This is a genomic window from Nocardioides sp. NPDC092400, assembly GCF_040684155.1.
Lineage (GTDB): Bacteria > Actinomycetota > Actinomycetes > Propionibacteriales > Nocardioidaceae > Nocardioides.
Window position 1 is genome coordinate 36,301 of the sequence record NZ_JBFBFJ010000010.1, and the last position, 16,912, is coordinate 53,212.

At 63.5% G+C, this 16,912-nt stretch carries 13 protein-coding genes; 3 read left to right on the forward strand and 10 right to left on the reverse strand.

All coding sequences use genetic code 11. The annotated features are described in order from the left end of the window. Positions 1-63: 63 nt before the first annotated feature. A complete protein-coding gene (locus AB0N29_RS20140) occupies positions 64-912 on the forward strand; it encodes a sulfurtransferase (RefSeq protein WP_364869852.1) in 849 nt (282 codons plus the stop codon). A 228-nt stretch (positions 913-1,140) separates the two neighbouring features. Then, entirely contained in the window at positions 1,141-1,437 is a 297-nt protein-coding gene (locus AB0N29_RS20145; protein ID WP_364869855.1) for a DUF1416 domain-containing protein, read from the forward strand. Between the two features lie 1,293 nt (positions 1,438-2,730). Here AB0N29_RS20145 and AB0N29_RS20150 read toward each other — a convergent pair. The 7 genes from AB0N29_RS20150 to cysD form a co-directional block, all read right to left on the reverse strand. Continuing rightward, the gene (locus AB0N29_RS20150) at positions 2,731-3,672 is read right to left on the reverse strand and encodes a WxcM-like domain-containing protein (protein ID WP_364869858.1); all 942 of its coding nucleotides are present in this window, start codon (positions 3,670-3,672) and stop codon (positions 2,731-2,733) included. Then, entirely contained in the window at positions 3,669-4,838 is a 1,170-nt protein-coding gene (locus tag AB0N29_RS20155; RefSeq protein ID WP_364869860.1) for a glycoside hydrolase family 99-like domain-containing protein, read from the reverse strand. Before AB0N29_RS20155 ends, AB0N29_RS20150 begins: the two co-directional genes overlap by 4 nt. 68 nt (positions 4,839-4,906) lie before the next feature. Beyond that, complete coding sequence (locus AB0N29_RS20160; protein WP_364869863.1) at positions 4,907-5,710, reverse strand: glycosyltransferase; 804 nt, start codon at positions 5,708-5,710, stop codon at positions 4,907-4,909. A gap of 1,636 nt (positions 5,711-7,346) precedes the next feature. Continuing rightward, positions 7,347-8,738 (reverse strand): hypothetical protein, encoded by a 1,392-nt coding sequence (locus AB0N29_RS20165; RefSeq protein WP_364869866.1) that lies wholly within the window; start codon positions 8,736-8,738, stop codon positions 7,347-7,349. A gap of 44 nt (positions 8,739-8,782) precedes the next feature. After that, positions 8,783-9,889 (reverse strand): DegT/DnrJ/EryC1/StrS family aminotransferase, encoded by a 1,107-nt coding sequence (locus tag AB0N29_RS20170; RefSeq protein WP_364869868.1) that lies wholly within the window; start codon positions 9,887-9,889, stop codon positions 8,783-8,785. Continuing rightward, entirely contained in the window at positions 9,879-11,153 is a 1,275-nt protein-coding gene (locus AB0N29_RS20175; protein ID WP_364869871.1) for a GTP-binding protein, read from the reverse strand. The genes AB0N29_RS20170 and AB0N29_RS20175 overlap by 11 nt, the downstream gene beginning before the upstream one ends. Continuing rightward, entirely contained in the window at positions 11,153-12,067 is a 915-nt protein-coding gene (cysD, locus tag AB0N29_RS20180; protein ID WP_364869874.1) for a sulfate adenylyltransferase subunit CysD, read from the reverse strand. The genes AB0N29_RS20175 and cysD overlap by 1 nt, the downstream gene beginning before the upstream one ends. A gap of 187 nt (positions 12,068-12,254) precedes the next feature. Here cysD and AB0N29_RS20185 point away from each other — a divergent pair, with 187 nt between their 5' ends. Next, complete coding sequence (locus AB0N29_RS20185; RefSeq protein WP_364869876.1) at positions 12,255-13,421, forward strand: nucleotide sugar dehydrogenase; 1,167 nt, start codon at positions 12,255-12,257, stop codon at positions 13,419-13,421. A gap of 23 nt (positions 13,422-13,444) precedes the next feature. On the opposite strand, the gene AB0N29_RS20190 is transcribed toward AB0N29_RS20185, so the two are convergent. The 3 genes from AB0N29_RS20190 to AB0N29_RS20200 form a co-directional block, all read right to left on the reverse strand. Continuing rightward, positions 13,445-15,193, reverse strand: a complete 1,749-nt coding sequence (locus AB0N29_RS20190) for a DUF4012 domain-containing protein (protein ID WP_364869879.1) — start codon at positions 15,191-15,193, stop codon at positions 13,445-13,447. 84 nt (positions 15,194-15,277) lie between these two features. After that, entirely contained in the window at positions 15,278-15,712 is a 435-nt protein-coding gene (locus AB0N29_RS20195; protein ID WP_364869882.1) for a hypothetical protein, read from the reverse strand. Between the two features lie 188 nt (positions 15,713-15,900). Further along, complete coding sequence (locus tag AB0N29_RS20200; RefSeq protein ID WP_364869885.1) at positions 15,901-16,839, reverse strand: sulfite exporter TauE/SafE family protein; 939 nt, start codon at positions 16,837-16,839, stop codon at positions 15,901-15,903. Between the last annotated feature and the right edge of the window lie 73 nt (positions 16,840-16,912).

Genomic DNA, 16,912 nt, shown 5'->3' on the forward strand with positions numbered 1-16,912 from the left:
CCCCGCAAGCCACGTACAGCCCGCACCACCACCCTGACCCGAAGAAGAAAGCAAGGAGCAGCAATGAGCCGCGAGAACTCACTCGTCTCCACCCAGTGGGTGGAGGACCACCTCAACGACCCGAAGGTCGTCGTCATCGAGGTCGACGAGGACACGACGTCGTACGACAAGGGCCACATCCGTGGTGCCATCAAGCTCGACTGGACGACCGACCTCCAGGACCAGGTCCGCCGCGACTTCGTGAACCGCGACCGCTTCTCCGAGCTCCTCTCCGAGCGCGGCGTCTCCAACGACGACACCGTCGTGCTCTACGGCGGCAACAACAACTGGTTCGCGGCGTACGCCTACTGGTACTTCAAGCTCTACGGCCACCAGGACGTCAAGCTCATGGACGGCGGCCGCAAGAAGTGGGAGCTCGACTCCCGCGAGCTCACCGACGAGGTCCCCACCCGCGAGGCGGCGACCTACACCGCGCAGGACCCCGACCTCTCGATCCGTGCGTTCCGCGACGAGACCGTCGACGCGATCGGCGTCAAGAACCTCATCGACGTCCGAAGCCCCGACGAGTACGCTGGCCGCCTCCTCGCCCCGGCCCACCTCCCGCAGGAGCAGGCCCAGCGTGCCGGCCACATCCCGACCTCGCTGAACGTGCCGTGGAGCAAGAACTGCAACGACGACGGCACCTTCAAGTCCGATGAGGACCTCAAGGCGCTGTACGCCGAGGTCGGCATCGACGACTCCAAGGACACCATCGCGCTCTGCCGCATCGGTGAGCGCTCCTCGCTGACCTGGTTCGTCCTCAAGGAGCTGCTCGGTCATCAGAACGTCAAGAACTACGACGGCTCCTGGACCGAGTACGGCTCCCTCGTGGGCGTCCCCGTCGCCCTCGGCGACGAGCCCGGCAACGCCTGAGCCCCAGCACCACCGCGGGTTGAGCAGCGAGCGCCAGCGAGCGTGGTCGAAATCCAGTGACTGAAGGCAGGGCCTGACGAGCCGATCAGGCCCTGCCGCCAGCCCCGCTGGTTGAGCAGCGAGCGCTAGCGAGCGTCGACGAAATCCAGTGACTCAAGGCAGGGCCCGACCCACGACCGGTCAGGCCCCGCCGCCCCCACGAACCAAACGAAGGAAGGAAGTAAGAACATGTGCGGTGCCACCGAGGGCGGTCTCCCGCTCGACGGCGTGAACCTCGCCAAGGAAGCCATCGTTCAGGGTCAGGTTCTCCGCGCCGGTGAGCCGGTCGGCAACGCCTACGTGCGTCTGCTCGACCGGTCGGGCGAGTTCACCGCCGAGGTCCCCACCTCGGCCAGCGGTCACTTCCGGTTCTTCGCCGGCGACGGCGAGTGGACGCTGCGGACACTCGCTCCCAGGTCCGAACCAGTCGACAAGAAGGTCTTTGCTGCGCTCGGCTCAGTCGCCGACATCACAATCACCTTGTGACCCCACCCTGCTTCGACGACAGCACGTCTAGGAGCCACCCGGCGAGCCCCGACGGCCGTCTGTTGACCACCCCGGCGTCGCGAGCACGCAGTTCGCTGGTCACAACCAGTTGGCGGACGACGGAGCCCGACATGATTCGACGAAGCATCTAGTTGCTGCGGGTCGAGCGTCTCGTCGCGAACAGCCGAAGGGAGGGCGGAGCGATAGCGCAAGCCCCCGTTGGAATGGTCACCGAAGCCGACATTGCTTTTAGATCGGGCGCTGAGTCGGCAGTCGAGCGAACCGACTTCGAGGTTACCTGCGCGGTGCGATGCCGCTTTGACCGACGGTATGCGGTAACTCTGCCGCAGAGGGCGTTGGGCGATCATCGGTGGACAGCGTTTCGGCTCCTGTAGTTATTGATGCTGTTAGCCGCCTGCCAGAACCAGATCAATTGACTGTGGTCTTCGCGACCCTGCTCTGCGCAGGTTCGTGAACGCTTCATCAAGGTGGTGGTAGCGGGGCATGACTCGGACTTGCACTCGAGTTTGTTCTTCCGGGCTTCGGGACCACGCGGGATCTTATAACCGAACTTCGACAAAGGAATACTTACGTAACAGCCGGTGTCCCGTTCTCCATGCACTTGGCGCAAGGGGCGCTAGCCTAATCCTTGGTGTATCGCTCTAGTTGCGCATTAAGACGGCCTGCACTGCCTATCTCAGTCGCATCGACCGTGATCGGTGGGTATTTCCCCGCACGCCGACGGCCAAGGGAGATACCTCGCGCTCCTGATCCTAGTGGTCGCCGTTGACGCACCCCCCCCAGGCCTCTTGTTGGCAACCCCTCTGATTACCGTCTGGGTCGGCCGGTAGTGTGAATTACGTGCTAAGCGGTCGACCTGCGTTCAAGAGCAGTTCTTGAATAGCTCCTTCATGTCTCATCTAGTTCTGTCATCTACGGTTGGAGCGTACGGGTTTCCCATCAACTACTCCCACCTTCATCTGCTGAGCCGCGGCGGACCTATCAGCGCGACGGTCTTCTTCGTCTTGATGACTCGTGCCATCATTCAACTCGTGGCTCGGATCGGACCGCTGACGGCGCCTTCCCAATCGCGTGCTCGGCCTACTTCATCTCCGGAAGACCGCTCATGGGCATCGAACTTCCTTTCGGCCTTCATGTGGTATTCGCTATTCCGGCACGCCGCCCCGGGGCGCGACTGAATGAGAGCAACGCTTGTCACTTTAGCGGGCCGCCTGAACGGCGCCCCACGATCGACCGGTGGCCGACCCGCGACGGAAGTCTCCGTGCGAATTCTCAGTCAAGACCTGGTGATACAGGGGCGTCGAGATCGGGATGAACTGACTCAAGGAACTCGTCATACGAGCGGATGTAGTCTTGGGGATCGTAAGCGTGCGATGCCCAGACAGCTAGCACTGCGTCGGGGGAATAGTTGTACTGGGTCCCCCATGTGAGTGGGGGCATGTGAAGACCTAGGCTTGGGTCGCTTAGGACGACTTCCCGACGAGAGAAACCATCGTCTACTAAGCAAGAAACCGTTCCCGCGACACAGACCAGAAGTTGGTGACACACTCGGTGCGCGTGCTCACCGCGAACTTCCCGCGAAGGTACGCGCGAGACGAAAAATGTTCGCCGTGGCTCGAACGGGATGGAAGCGAAGTCGATCACACTGAGATCGCCCCGCATGTCGCGCGCGGTCGTGAGCTGAATCAAGCCCGCGGCCCCCGCCGGTGCCACCGAGTGGGGCGAATCATCGAAAGTGTCCGACGAGGCCGCGCCCGAATAGCCGACTATCCTCGCTGGGTTCCCAGCAACGATAGCATTGGCGGGAACGTCCTTAGTTACTACGGCACCGGCGCCGACCATCGCGTTTCGGCCGACCCGCAGGCCAGGAAGAATGGTGGCGCCCCCGCCGATGGAAGCGCCGGTTTCGACGACAGTGTTAGGAAACGATGCCGGGTACTGCTTGCTTCGGGGAAATGGGTCATTCGTGAAGGTTACGTTCGGCCCAACGAATACGTCGTCGTGAAGTCGTACACCGTCCCAGACCTGGACGCCGCACTTGACCGTGACGCGATCGCCAAGAATCACATCATTCTCAATGAAGACGTGGTCGCATATGTTGCAATCCTCTCCCACGGAAGCACCAGGAAGAATGTGCGCAAACGCCCACACGTTAGTTCCCGATCCGACTCGGTCGGTTTCGCAGATACCTTGCGGGTGAACAAACCAAGTCATTTCGTACTCCCGAAAATCCGACGGATAAAATGAAGCAAGTTTACGGCACTTGCCGCTGCACTCTTCGCAACACCTTGTAAGTGTCCATAATTCGTTCTCAGAACTCGACCATCCAGCGCTTTGGATTCACGTACGGCCGCCTTAGTTGCACGCAAGTAGAGATCGCGGTGAGAGTTATCCGGCTCCAAGTAGGCTCCCTCCGCCCACTCGTTCCAGGCGTTGATGAAAACAAGGCCGTCTTCCCCTCTCGCCGCGCTCTCGGCCGCTATCGCCTGTGAGAGCCAGCGCTGGTACTCCTCCGGCGTCGAGTTCATATAAATGGTGGCGGATGACCCGCGTCGGGCGGTGTTATCCCATCCTGGCGCTACCCCGCGATGACGCACGAAGACCGACTCACGACGACAGGCGAAGCGGTCAGCGAGTTTGTTGTAGTCGAAGAGGCGACCCCGAAACTCAGGAAGGAGCCCCGCAGGCGCCCGAAGCCGTGCGGAACGGAGGCTGTTAGCGCCTACGGGCGGGAATTCCGCGGCGGCGTCGAAGCCCAATAGCCGTGGGTCTAACCCCCACCGCGTTTCGGCCGCGATAAGGTATAAGCCCTCGAAACCGGAACTAACGGCCAACCTGCGCCACTCCCGAGTGACGGCGTTTGGGTCAGGAAGGTCGTATGCCCGATGGACCAGCAGGATCGGCTTGTTACGGTGACGTAGATAGTGCGGGCTCTGGAAGTACGGCAAAGTGTCTTCGAAGAATTGTTTATGCCAGCCCTCGCCGTATGTCTGTGGCATCAGGATGTCATGTTGCTTCCCGTCCCATCGGCGTGACCAAGGCTCGTTGGCCCAGGCGAGACAGAAGGGAATATTCCCCCGCGAGTCCCTGTAGTAGTCAACGGGGCGCTCTAGGAGTCGCCGCCCATCGAACCAATAGTGATAGAAACAGAAAGCGTCAACGCCGTTCTCGGAAGCGAGCTCCGACTGACGTTCCATGATGCCTTGTTCTGGGAGTTGATAGTAGCCGAGATTTGCTGGAGTGCGCGGGTGGTTGTGTGCAATGAATTGCGGGCGCGCATTCGAAACATTGGTCCACTCGGTGAATCCGACGCCCCACCACTCATCATTTTCCGGGATCGGGTGGAACTGAGGAAGATAAAACGCGATCGTTCGAGTCATTCCGATTCTTCCGGTAGCTACCTATATCATTGCGGAAGGCCCGCTCGTTGCGGGCGCTTTGCTCAAGATTAAGCTGCGGTCTGCCAAAGACGTTCACGAAGGGGATCGAAGCGATGCGGTAGAGGAATCCTGCGGCTGAGCAGGAACGGGTAGGCGCGATAGAATCGACTCATCGAAGACAATTCGAACTTCCAAGCTGCCGCGCTCATCTCCGCCGTGGCGCGTTGCCAGCTATGCGTCCACTTGACTCTCGGGTCTACGATGACCGCACCTCCTGCGCACCAGGACCGCAGCCCAAGGTCGTGGTCTTCGTAATAGAGGAAGTATTGGGAATCCCATCCGCCGAGATCCGAGAGATACTGCGTTCGGCCGCCCACAGCCGCCCCCATGGCCCACGCGATATAGGTGGGGGCCGTTAGGGGCGGGCCGGTGTATGCGTTAGGGACGGGGGAGGGACCGCGAACACCTCGGTTTGCTACCTTTGCTCGCAGGTATGGAAAGCCACGCGCATTTGACTGCAGGCTGCCGTCGGGGTTAAGTAGCTGAGGGGCAATGAGTCCCTTGCGACCCTCAAGGCTCTGCTCAAGAAGACCGAGCTCATGCCCAACTACTCGGACGTCTGGGTTCACGAACATTACGTAGTCGGTGTCCGCAATCTCAAGGCCCCTATTATTAGCACGGCTGAAACCTTCATTATCCTCTAAGGGGATCACATGAGCGCCTCGCTCACTCGCGACGGCGACTGACTCATCCGACGAAGCATTGTCAACGACGACCCACTGGGCGCCAGCAAGATCACTTGGTAACCAAACTGACAGATGTTTCGCGGAGTTGTGACTGACGGTGATTACGGTCCAGCGCTGCGCGTGCATATTGCTCCTTAGCGGTTGTCAGCACTCCGATGCGGCGAGGTTCTGAAGGAACGCCTGGCGCGTGCCCTTCGTGCGAGCGAGCAAAATGATTCGCTCAGGCGGCGAGCCCTGGCCATGGAGGCTGCCGGGACAATGAAGTGGATCATATGGGTTCGCCGAGAGGGCGGAAGCTGTCTCAGCCAGCGCAACCTTGCCAACAACCTGACATGTGGCGCCTGGGTCATCAATGCCGCATCCGGATCGACGTCGTATCCCCCGGCTTTGTGAACATCCATCGTTAGCACTTCGGCAGGCGTCAGATCAGCGACGCGCATCTTCAACTCGAGTTGTCGAGTTCTGACTGGGAACCCGGGCGACGCCACCAGTTTGTGATACATCCTGTCCAATTGCTGCGACCAGCCGCTTCCCGTGTGTGTGATGCGGATTGAGTCTGCGCTAGCCTCACCGAGCGCAAGCCGCATAGCTCGATCCTGCACGAGGGCATGGACTTGAGTCCGGTATAACTCTAACTCGCCGAAGTGGACAGGCAGTCGATCAAGCGCGGGATCGTCTGAGGTCATCACGTGCGGTTTCTCTGAAGCCGTGAAACTCACGCAAGGAATGGCTCGAGCCGCGGCGTCGAGAAGTGATGTCAAGCTTCCCATCGGGAAAGAGTCAAGATATATGTCAGTTCGTTCGTAGAAATCGCTAAGGCGGTCCTGCCTGCCGACAGCGCGTAGCCGTCCTTCAGTGCGACTTTCGGCCTCCCTCCACTCGCCGGACGGTTCAGGGCCGACTACGGTTAACCATAGTTCAGGGTTCTGATCGAGGAGCTCCTCGTGTACGCGAAGGTAACTATGCCCGTCCGTGGTCGCGAATTTGTACGAACTCGCAACTGTCAAGGCCTCGACCCTCGAAGAACTCTGGCGACGTGCCTGCACCGCAGGTCCCTCGTCTAGGTGGAGCGGTATAGGGAGTGTCAGGCACTCCCCGAACTCGAAGTCGCGCCGACTCGTAGAGAGGGCCGCACCCGATTCTCGAAGGTTGATCAGGAGGCGGCGGGATCGGCCACCCGCCCAGAATACATGGTCGGCGTGGTTCACCAGAGCGGACGGGACGCCCAGTTCGTTCAGAGCGCAAGGTGCGACAATGTCATGCGGATGAGTGTGAAGGATTACGGCGCCCGCGCGCTCACACAAAGTTCGAAGTTCAGCGGCTCGTTTCGAGAGGGACGACGATCTCGATGAGAGATCAATTATATGTCCGCCTCGCTTTTGGACTGCGTCAATCAGTGCTGGCGGAATGCGGATCCCGCGCTGATTCGTTATCACGACGGCAGGTACACGCGAATCTGCGTCGATCCAGCGCCACGCCAATCTCGTGTGTCCGCCGATCTGGCTAGCCTCGGTGAGGATGTGTAAGGTTTCGATAGTCGGCGGCCTTGCGGCTTTTGAGCATTCCGGCGCGCGGACATGATGCGAGCAGTTCTCTGCGAGGTCCTCCGCGAGCGGGTGGTAGTAGAAGCCTGGGAACCTGCGCCAAGCTAGGAGGCAGGCGGCTTGGCCGATCGCGAGTGCTGAATCAACTGCTCCACGATCGGCATGCTCAAGAGCGCGCTCCAGTAGAGACGTCACCTGGATTGCGTTTTCCTCAATGGTCACGCGCTCGCTCCAAACTCAGCACTCGCGCGGGTGCGCAAGAGTCCATTCCGATGCCATCGTTTCAATGCTAGTAGCAGAACTGCTACCGAACCGATCGCTTGTACGGCAACGATAGCCGCTATCGGGGCTAGGAGTGCAACAGATACGTAAACGGCGGCGCCGGACACGAAAAGCCAAGAGGCCCGCGTCAGCTGCACGCCAACCTTTCTAGCCAAGACCAGTGCCATGCTGGCGTAGGCGACGTAAGCGAGCGTGTAGGCAGCGCCCGTAAGTCTAGGCTCCCCCAAAATGCCCGATACTGAAATTCCTATGAGGTATGTGATTCCCCAGACGGCTTCAAGGAGGAGGTATCGAGGCCCATCCGCGCGTGCGAGCAGCACGTAAGCTACGGACCAGCCGAGGAGTTTGAACAAATCGCCAAGCAATTGGAGCCTCAGGATACTGGCCGCGACTCCGAAGTCTCCAGTATAGAGGGAATGCATTAGGGGCTCGCGCAATGCTGCAAGGATAACGATTGCCGGAACCATGATCGCGAGCGCGAAGTGCAACTGGAAGTTGACGGTCCTATTTAGTTCGAGGGGGTCCCTTGTTCTAGATAACTTTGGAAGGTAATCGACGGCGAACGTAGTGAATAGGAAACCTAGGTATGTCGCGCCAATCACCCATGCAGCCTGAAACTGACCGGTCGCTTCGAGTCCCTGCGTACTGGAGGTCACGAATCGAGCTAGAAACTGAGCGCCCGAACTAACGCATGCTGCCGCAGTAACGTAGCCGCCCAACCGCATAGCTCGAGCGAAGTGTGTCGCGGAAACTCTCCAGCTGATGTTGCTGACTGCTTTCCCCGGTACGCGATCGGCGAGGAGGGCTAGTGCCATCGTAATGGCGGGCGGAGAAGCAACTGCCACAGCTATAATGTGGGGCGAGTCAGCGAGGATCAACGCCGCCGTGAGCAGGGTCCCCAAGGCGGGCCCGAGGGCAGTTGCCGCGGCTAGCGCGAGTATGCGGCCGGCTGCGTTGAGAACGGCGAGACGGCTACCGCCAAGTATTGCCGAAGCGGTCGCGATCGCGACGGCTACAATTTCGTCTTGTTGAATGGCGAAAAAACGGGAGACTGTTCCTGCGCCGATCACCACCGGCGTGAAAATTGCACCGCAGGCGAGCGTGAGGACAAGTGCTCCCCTTCGAACTGCGACCACTGCGACCTGTCGATCGCGGCTTCCCTCGGGATGCGAAGAGATCGTAGTAACGCCGAGGATCGTTATTCCGAAGCCCAGTAGCGTAGTCGCGACCAAGGCGAGGGTGGTGATCGATCCGAAAAGACCGATGCCCTGAGGCCCATACTCAACTGCTATCAACTTTGAGCGCAACGCTGAGAATCCAAGCGCCATGGCAGAACTCAAGCCCATGACGATCAACGTGCGTAGCAAATCAATCAGTCTCGCCAAGCATTAACTGCCTCGATGATGCGCTCTGCGTCCGAGCGGGGCAGATGCGGCCCGATCGGGAGGCTAAGCAACTCGCGGTGGACCCTATCCGATACGGGGAAATCCTCATTGCGACCGAATTGCTCGCGATAAGCTTCCTGGCGATAGGGAGGCACCGGATAATGGATGAGCGTGTCGATGCCCGATTTCGAAAGATGTCGCTGCAAATCGTCTCGCGACTCGGTTCGAATCACGAAGAGATGCCAAACGTGCTGCTCCGGCAGTCCACGGTCTGGAAGAATGATAGGAGCGTCTATATGTTCAAGATATGCGTCTGCGATGCGCCGGCGCCGGCCGTTCCAGCTGTCTAGGTGCTTCAACTTGACCGAGAGTGCGGCTGCATGAAGTTCATCCAGACGACTATTGAAACCCTGCAGTTCATTCTCATATTTGATTCGCGACCCATAGTTCCGCAAGAGCCGCACGCGGTTCGCGATTTCAGGATCATTGGTCGTGACCGCGCCGGCGTCTCCAAAAGCGCCTAGATTCTTCCCGGGATAGAAACTCCACGCAGCGGCGTGTCCCATGCTTCCGACTGTGCCCGAACCGTAGCGGGCCCCGTGAGCTTGAGCGGCGTCTTCGATCACGAAGACGCCGTACTTGTCTGTGATTTGGCGGAGTGAAGGGATGTCGACCGCGCGTCCATAGAGGTGTACCGGTATGACCGCCTTAGTTCGAGGAGTGATTGCCTCCTCGACCCGTTGCAGATCCAGATTGTAAGTCTCGAGATCGGGCTCGACGGGCACGATCGCAGCTCCCACCTGGGAAACAGCAAGCCAAGTGGCAATGTACGTGTTGGCTGGCACGATCACTTCATCGCCAGGGCCGACCCCAATCGACCTCAGAGCGAGGTGTATGGCATCAAGGCCGTTTGCTACGCCGACGCAGTATTTGGAGTCGGTGAATATAGAATAGTCGGTCTCGAAAGTCTCAACTTGGCTACCTAGAATGTACCACCCGCTATTTAAGGTGGCGATCAGGGCCGAGTCGAGTTCGGGTTGCAATTCTCTATAAGACGCCAAAAGGTCAAGGAAAGGGACCCTGTCAGGAGCCATTTAGGATCATCCCAGCGCCGACAGTGACGCCGGTGGCTTCGTCGATGAGGATGAATGACCCGGTCGTCCGGTTCTGCGAGTAGGGGTCGCACAGCAGCGGCACCGTGGTGCGCAGCTGGACGCGACCGATCTCGTTGACGCCGAGCTCCTTGGTCTCCTGATCGCGGTGCAGCGAGTTGACGTCCAGGCGGTACTGGATGTCCTTGACCAGCGCGCGAGCCGTACGGGTGGTGTGCTTGATGGCCAGCTTCTGCCGCGGCTTGAGCGGGGTGGTGGTCATCCAGCAGACCATCGCGTCGATGTCCTGGCTGGGCTGGGGTGCGTTCTTGACGCGGGCGATCATGTCGCCGCGCGAGACATCGACGTCGTCCTCGAGGCGGACCGTCACCGACATGGGCGGGAACGCCTCGGTGATCTCCCGGTCGAACAGGTCGATGCCGGCGATCTTCGAGGTCATCCCGCTGGGGAGGACGACGACCTCGTCGCCCGGCTTCAGGACGCCGCCGGCCACCATGCCGCCGTACCCGCGGTAGTCGTGGTGCTCGTCGGACTTGGGGCGGATGACGTACTGCACCGGGAAGCGCGCGTCGATGAGGTCCCGGTCGGAGGCGACGTGGACGTTCTCGAGGTGGTGCATGAGCGTGGGTCCGGAGTACCAGTCCATGTTCTCGGAACGGTTGACGACGTTGTCGCCGGCCAGCGCCGAGATCGGGATGACCTCGAGGTCCGGGATGTTGAGCTTGGTCGCGAACGCGGTGAACTCGGCGTGGATCTTGTCGTAGACCTCCTGGGAGAAGTCGACGAGGTCCATCTTGTTCACGGCCAACACGAGGTGGGGGACCCGGAGCAGCGAGAGGATCACCGCGTGGCGTCGGGACTGCTCGGTGAGGCCCTGGCGGGCGTCGACGAGCACGAGGCCGAGGTCGGCGGTGGAGGCGCCGGTGACCATGTTGCGCGTGTACTGCACGTGGCCCGGGGTGTCCGCGATGATGAACTTGCGGTTCGGCGTCGCGAAGTAGCGGTACGCCACGTCGATGGTGATGCCCTGCTCGCGCTCCGAGCGGAGGCCGTCGGTCAGCAGCGCGAGGTCGGTGTAGTCGTACCCCTTGGACTTGGAGGTCGACTCGACGGCCTCGAGCTGGTCAGCGAAGATCGACTTCGAGTCGAGGAGTAGCCGCCCGATGAGGGTGGACTTGCCGTCGTCGACGGAGCCCGCGGTGGCGAAGCGGAGCAGGTCCATCTGGGTGCTCTTGACGGTGCTCATCAGAAGTAGCCTTCCTTCTTCCGGTCCTCCATGGCTGCCTCGGAGAACCGGTCGTCGCCACGGGTGGCGCCTCGTTCGGTGAGCGTCGCGATCGAGATCTCGTCGATGATCTCGTCGACGGTGGACGCGGTGGACTCCACGCACCCGGTGAGCGTGATGTCGCCGCAGGTGCGGAACCGCACGGTGCGCTCCTCGACGACCTCGCCGGGGCGCGTGGGGTTGAGCGGGGTCTCGCTCATCAGCATGCCGTCGCGCTCGAAGACGCGGCGCTGGTGGGAGAAGTAGATCTGCGGGATCTCGATGCCCTCGCGGCCGATGTAGTCCCAGATGTCCAGCTCGGTCCAGTTGGAGATCGGGAAGATCCGCATGTGCTCGCCGGCGTGCAGGCGGCCGTTGTACAGGCTCCACAGCTCGGGGCGCTGGTTCTTGGGGTCCCACTGGCCGAACTCGTCGCGGTGCGAGTAGACGCGCTCCTTGGCGCGGGCCTTCTCCTCGTCGCGGCGGCCGCCACCGAAGGCGGCGGTGAAGCCGTTCTCCTCGATCGCGTTGAGCAGGGTGCCGATCTGCAGCCGGTTGCGGCTCGTCTTGCCGTCGTCGACGACGACGCCGTTGGCGATCGCGTCGTCGATGCTCGCGACGACGAGGTTCACACCGAGGCGGTTGACCCAGTTGTCGCGGGTGGCGAGCACCTCGGGGAAGTCCAGACCCGTGTCGACCTGGAGCACCGGGAAGGGGATCTTGGCCGGGTAGAACGCCTTCTCGGCCAGCCGGAGCATGACGATGGAGTCCTTGCCGCCCGAGAACATCAGGACGGGCTTCTCGAACTCCGCAGCCACCTCGCGGAAGATGTGGATCGACTCGGCCTCCAGCTGGTCGAGCTGGCTCAGCCGGTAGTCGGCGTGGGTGTCGGTCATGACGTGCAGGGGACCTCTCGTCGGGACAGCAGCCGTCATCGTAGCCATCGGGAGCGGCAGGGGGCGAAGCCGTGCCGCATGGTGGGTGAGGCACGCCATACGGCCGTCGACGCAACGTCCGTCGTTCGTCGCTGGGTCGTCACGTGAGGGCCGCGCGGAGTGGACCGCTGGCACCTAGGCTCCGACCGTGAAGATCGCGGTCGTGGGGCTCGGGTACGTCGGACTGTCGAACGCTGTCGTCCTGGCGCAGCGGCACGAGGTCCGTGCCCTCGACCTCGACGCGGCGCGGGTGGCGACGGTCAACCGTGGCGAGTCCCCGGTCGAGGACACCGAGATCGAGGAGTACCTGAGGAAGCGGCCGCTCGACCTCGTCGCGACGGTGGACAAGCGCGCGGCGTACGACGGGGTCGAGCTGGTGGTGGTCGCCACTCCGACTGACTACGACGAGCGGACCAACTACTTCAACACGCGCTCGGTCGAGTCGGTCGTGGCGGACGCCGTTGAGGCGGCGCCTGGCGCGACCGTCGTCATCAAGTCCACGGTGCCCGTGGGCTTCACCGTCGGGCTGCGCGAACGGCACCCGGGCGCGGCGATCATCTTCAGCCCGGAGTTCCTCCGGGAGGGGCGGGCCCTGCACGACAACCTGCACCCCTCGCGGATCGTCGTCGGCGACCGCGGCGAGCACGGACAGCTGTTCGCCGGCCTGATGGTCGAGGGGGCCGAGGCCCGCGACGTCCCTGTGCTACTGACCGGGTCCACCGAGGCGGAGGCGATCAAGCTCTTCGCCAACACCTACCTGGCGCTGCGTGTGGCGTACTTCAACGAGCTCGACACCTACGCCGCGACGCGAGGGCTCGACAGCGCGCAGATCATCGAGGGCGTCGGGCTCGACCCGCGGATTGGGGACCACTACAACAACCCGAGCTTCGGGTACGGCGGGTACTGCCTGCCCAAGGACACCAAGCAGCTCCAGGCGAACTACCGCGACGTCCCGCAGAACCTGATCAGCGCGATCGTCGAGGCCAACACCACGCGCAAGGACTTCATCGCCACCGACATCCTCCGTCGCGGCCCGCGGACGGTCGGGATCCACCGGCTGATCATGAAGGCGGGGTCGGACAACTTCCGCATGTCGTCGATTCAGGGCGTGATGAAGCGGCTCAAGGCCAAGGGCGTCGAGGTGCTGGTGTATGAGCCGGCGCTCGAGGAGGACCTGTTCTTCAACTCGGAGGTCATCCGGGACCTGGACGAGTTCAAGAAGCGCTCGGACGTGATCGTGGCGAACCGGCGCACCGACGTGCTGGCGGACGTCGCGGACCGGGTCTACACGCGCGACATCTACGGGAGGGACTGAACCCCGTCCTCGTGGCCGGGCCGTCAGCGGCAGCTGCTGCGGGCAGTCGAGCCGTAGTCCTTCGCCTCGATGCCGGGCGTCACCGAGACGTCGACGTCACCGGTTTGATCCTCGCCCGAGGTCATCCGCCACTCGACTGTCCCGTCCCGGCCCGGCTCGAGCAGGGCGATCACGGTGGTGATCGGTCGCCCGTAGACCTCGCCCAGAATGGCGTTGTCGATCGGCTTGCCGTCGTAGGTGATGGCGCCGATCTCGCCGCCGACCGGCCCGAGGATCCGCATCGCCACCAGCTGGGATCCGGGGTCGGTCCCGTAGGCGCCGCCCGAGGTCACGTAGTCGGGGAGCGATGCGGCATCGGCCGGGGCGTCGGACCGCAGCACGGCCCGGGCGGTGATGCGCTGGACACCATCGGCGCACGATGTGGCGGTGGCTCGCACGCCGTACCGGAGGAAGTAGGACATCTTGCCGCCGGTGGAGTCCTGGAAGTACGCGCCGACCTGGGGCCGCTCGGCGTTCGGGTCGGTGACGAGCTCACCGGCGATCGGGCGGCCGTCGAGAGCGGCCTGCTCGGACCCGTCGAAGGAGTGGACGAGGATGCGCCCCTCGGCCGTGGCGCGAGTCAGCGCGCGGACCAGCGTCTCAGCGTCGCCTACGCCCGAGGACACGCGGTCGAAGATCGCGCGCGCGGCGGTCTGGAAGAACAGGTCCTGGGCGCGGGGGTCCTCGTAGCGCAGGTACGCCTGGTGCAGCAGCTCGTCCACGACGTTGTCCGCGCTCAGCTCGACGTCGCCGACCTGCACCGGGCCGGTCGCGCCGAGGACGTAGCCGAGGGCGACCGGGTCGACGGCCAGCACGCCGTCCAGGCTCTCGGGGTACGACGCCTCGTAGTGGGCTCGGATCGCCTCCGCGACCCGTGGGAAGTCCGGGGTGACGTTGGAGTTGAGGGCCAGGTAGCCGAACCCCGGAAAGGCTGCCTTCTCGCCGTCCTCGAGAGGGACGATCGGTTCGGACGTCGCTGGGATCGTCTGACCAGGGACCTGCCGGGCCAGCTCGACCTTTCCGCCCTCGGCACGCACGAGCGACAGCGCACCCGGAAGGCCGCCGGTGGAGCGGACCTCCGCGTTGTTCTGGAAGATCATCAGGTGGTTGCGCGGGCCGTCGGCGCCCAGCATCGAGGGCATGACATCGAGCGCCGTGCTGGTGCTCGACATCAGGTCGCGGGCGTCGACGACCTTGTCCTCGAGGTCGTCGTAACGGATCGCGAGCCGGTCGACGAAGCCGTCGGAGTCCAGCTCGGCCAAACGTGCCGCGGCGGCGTCGAGCGCGGCACGCGCGCGGCCGACCGGTTCGCGCAGGTCGACGAGCGCGTCGGTGTCGACCCGCCCGCCCTGCGGCTTGAGCGCGTCCAGACGGTCGGCGGCATCCGCCAGAGGCTCCAGGCCGTCGGCGGACAGGTCGCTCAGCACGTCGCTCACCACGGCGATGCCCTCGGCGTCGTCCCCGACCACGGGGACGTGGGTCAACGCCGACCACGTCCAGGTGTCGGTCCGGTCGGCAGCCTCGTCGCTGTGGGTCCGCAGAGCGGCGAGACGGTTGTCGACCGCCGTAGCGTCGCCGGCCGTGACGGCGTCCTGCAGCGCGGATGCGTCGTCAGCGGCCCTCGCGAGGGAGTCGTTGACCCGCCAGGCGGTCCACCCCGCCCACGCGGCGCCTGCCAGGACCAACGTGAGGGCGAGCAGTCCGAGGAGGCGCCCACGGCGCAGACGCGGCATGCGCCGACCCTAACGGGGCGGCGGACCGGAAACGACGAAGGACCCCGGCGCTGAGCGCCGGGGTCCTTCGAATGCAGTTCTAGGTCAGCGGACGACCGTGAACGAGGCGCTGCTCGAGGAGCGCTTGTAGGTCGAGCCCTTCTTGGGGATGAACTTGACGATCACCTTGTAGGCGCCGGTCTTGTTCAGGCGGGGGCTGATGGCGGTCTTGTTGCCGCCGCTGTAGCTGTAGAGCTTCTGGGCGAAGAACCCGCCCTTGGTCCGCCGCCAGATCACCTTGATGGTGCCCTTGGCCGCGGCCTTGCCGGCGACCGGCTTGGCCGAGCCCGCGACGTCGATGTTGAAGCTGGTCTCCTGCTTGGTGCCGGCCTCGACACGCTTCTCCACCTGGCTGAAGTCCGGGGTGGTCGTGACGCAGTTCGGGTAGCACGGGGCAGCGGTCGCGCTGCCGCCGGTGAAGGCCACCAGGCCGGTGCCCATCAGGAAGGCCGTGAGCAGGCCAGCGAGAATCTTCTTCATGGTCATGGTCTCCCCATGGTTGCCCGGCGGGGGCCGGATCGGTGTAGGTCTGGGCGATCTTTACACACGTTGCCCCGGTGAGGCACATCTCAAAAGGATGGGATGAGACGAGCCGGAAAATGTAACACCGCCGTCACGCGTCTCGGACACGTGGCTACCGCCAGGTAGCGGACCTGTTGTGCGAGGACTCAGCCGTCCTGGCGCTGCCGCTCGTGGTTCCACGCCGCGGCGTTGTTGTCGAACGCCGGCAGGCCGCGGGTCTGGCGCACGAAGCCCCAGGCGAGCGGGCCGAGGAGCAGCATGCCGGCGCCGATGATGCCGACCGCCTCGGGCGGGACGCCGAGCATCTTCAGGCCGGTGAGGCTCAGCACGATGACGATGCCCCGGCGGATGACCGACTGGCTGACCCAGCTGGCCATCCGGGCGCCGAGGAAGGTGCCGGGGGTGCCGCCCAGGATCAGCGGGATCAGCACCTCCCAGTCCACGCCGCTGGTGACCACGTGGCCGATCGCCGCGGCCAGCACGAGCGGGACCGCCTGCACCAGGTCGGTGCCGACCAGCTTGAGCGCGGAGAGGGTCGGGTAGAGCAGCAGCAGCGCGACCATGATCAGCGACCCGGAGCCGACCGAGGTGATGCCGACGAGCAGGCCGCCCACGGCCCCGACGAGCAGGGTCGGGATCGGCCGGATGTTCGGCTCGCCGGTCGGCGCCTCGTTGCCGGAGGTGACCAGGCGCAGCTGGAGGTACATCCGCAGCGCGTAGCTCGCGGCGGCGAAGAGCAGGGCGATGCCGATGGCGGTCACGAGGAAGTCCTCGGCGTTCTCGCCCCCGATCTCCTGCACGATGAAGCCGCCGGCCAGCGCGAACGGCACCGAGCCGACGATGAGGTACGTCGCCAGCCGGAGGTTGGGAGAGCCCTTCCGCCAGTGCACCGAGGCGCCGACCGTCTTGTTGACGGAGGCGGCCACGAGGTCGTTGGCGACGGCGGCGGTCGGCGAGATCCCGAGGAAGATCAGCGCCGGCGTCATCAGGGCTCCACCGCCCATGCCGGTCAGGCCGACGACGATGCCGACGCCGAAGCTCACGGCCAGGACGGCCAGGGCAGCAGTGGTGAAGAGGTCGTCCACGGGGTGAAAGCCTAGTGCTGCCATCGTGAAAGGCAGGATTTGTCACCGGGCGCGCCGCGGGGCCGTGGAAGAC

Coding starts and splice junctions, on each gene's coding strand:
- AB0N29_RS20140 (WP_364869852.1), top strand. CDS start 64: ATGAGCCGCGAGAACTCACTCGTCTCCACCCAGTGGGTGGAGGACCAC.
- AB0N29_RS20145 (WP_364869855.1), top strand. CDS start 1,141: ATGTGCGGTGCCACCGAGGGCGGTCTCCCGCTCGACGGCGTGAACCTC.
- AB0N29_RS20150 (WP_364869858.1), bottom strand. CDS start 3,672: ATGACTTGGTTTGTTCACCCGCAAGGTATCTGCGAAACCGACCGAGTC.
- AB0N29_RS20155 (WP_364869860.1), bottom strand. CDS start 4,838: ATGACTCGAACGATCGCGTTTTATCTTCCTCAGTTCCACCCGATCCCG.
- AB0N29_RS20160 (WP_364869863.1), bottom strand. CDS start 5,710: ATGCACGCGCAGCGCTGGACCGTAATCACCGTCAGTCACAACTCCGCG.
- AB0N29_RS20165 (WP_364869866.1), bottom strand. CDS start 8,738: ATGGCGCTTGGATTCTCAGCGTTGCGCTCAAAGTTGATAGCAGTTGAG.
- AB0N29_RS20170 (WP_364869868.1), bottom strand. CDS start 9,889: ATGGCTCCTGACAGGGTCCCTTTCCTTGACCTTTTGGCGTCTTATAGA.
- AB0N29_RS20175 (WP_364869871.1), bottom strand. CDS start 11,153: ATGAGCACCGTCAAGAGCACCCAGATGGACCTGCTCCGCTTCGCCACC.
- cysD (WP_364869874.1), bottom strand. CDS start 12,067: ATGACCGACACCCACGCCGACTACCGGCTGAGCCAGCTCGACCAGCTG.
- AB0N29_RS20190 (WP_364869879.1), bottom strand. CDS start 15,193: ATGCCGCGTCTGCGCCGTGGGCGCCTCCTCGGACTGCTCGCCCTCACG.
- AB0N29_RS20195 (WP_364869882.1), bottom strand. CDS start 15,712: ATGAAGAAGATTCTCGCTGGCCTGCTCACGGCCTTCCTGATGGGCACC.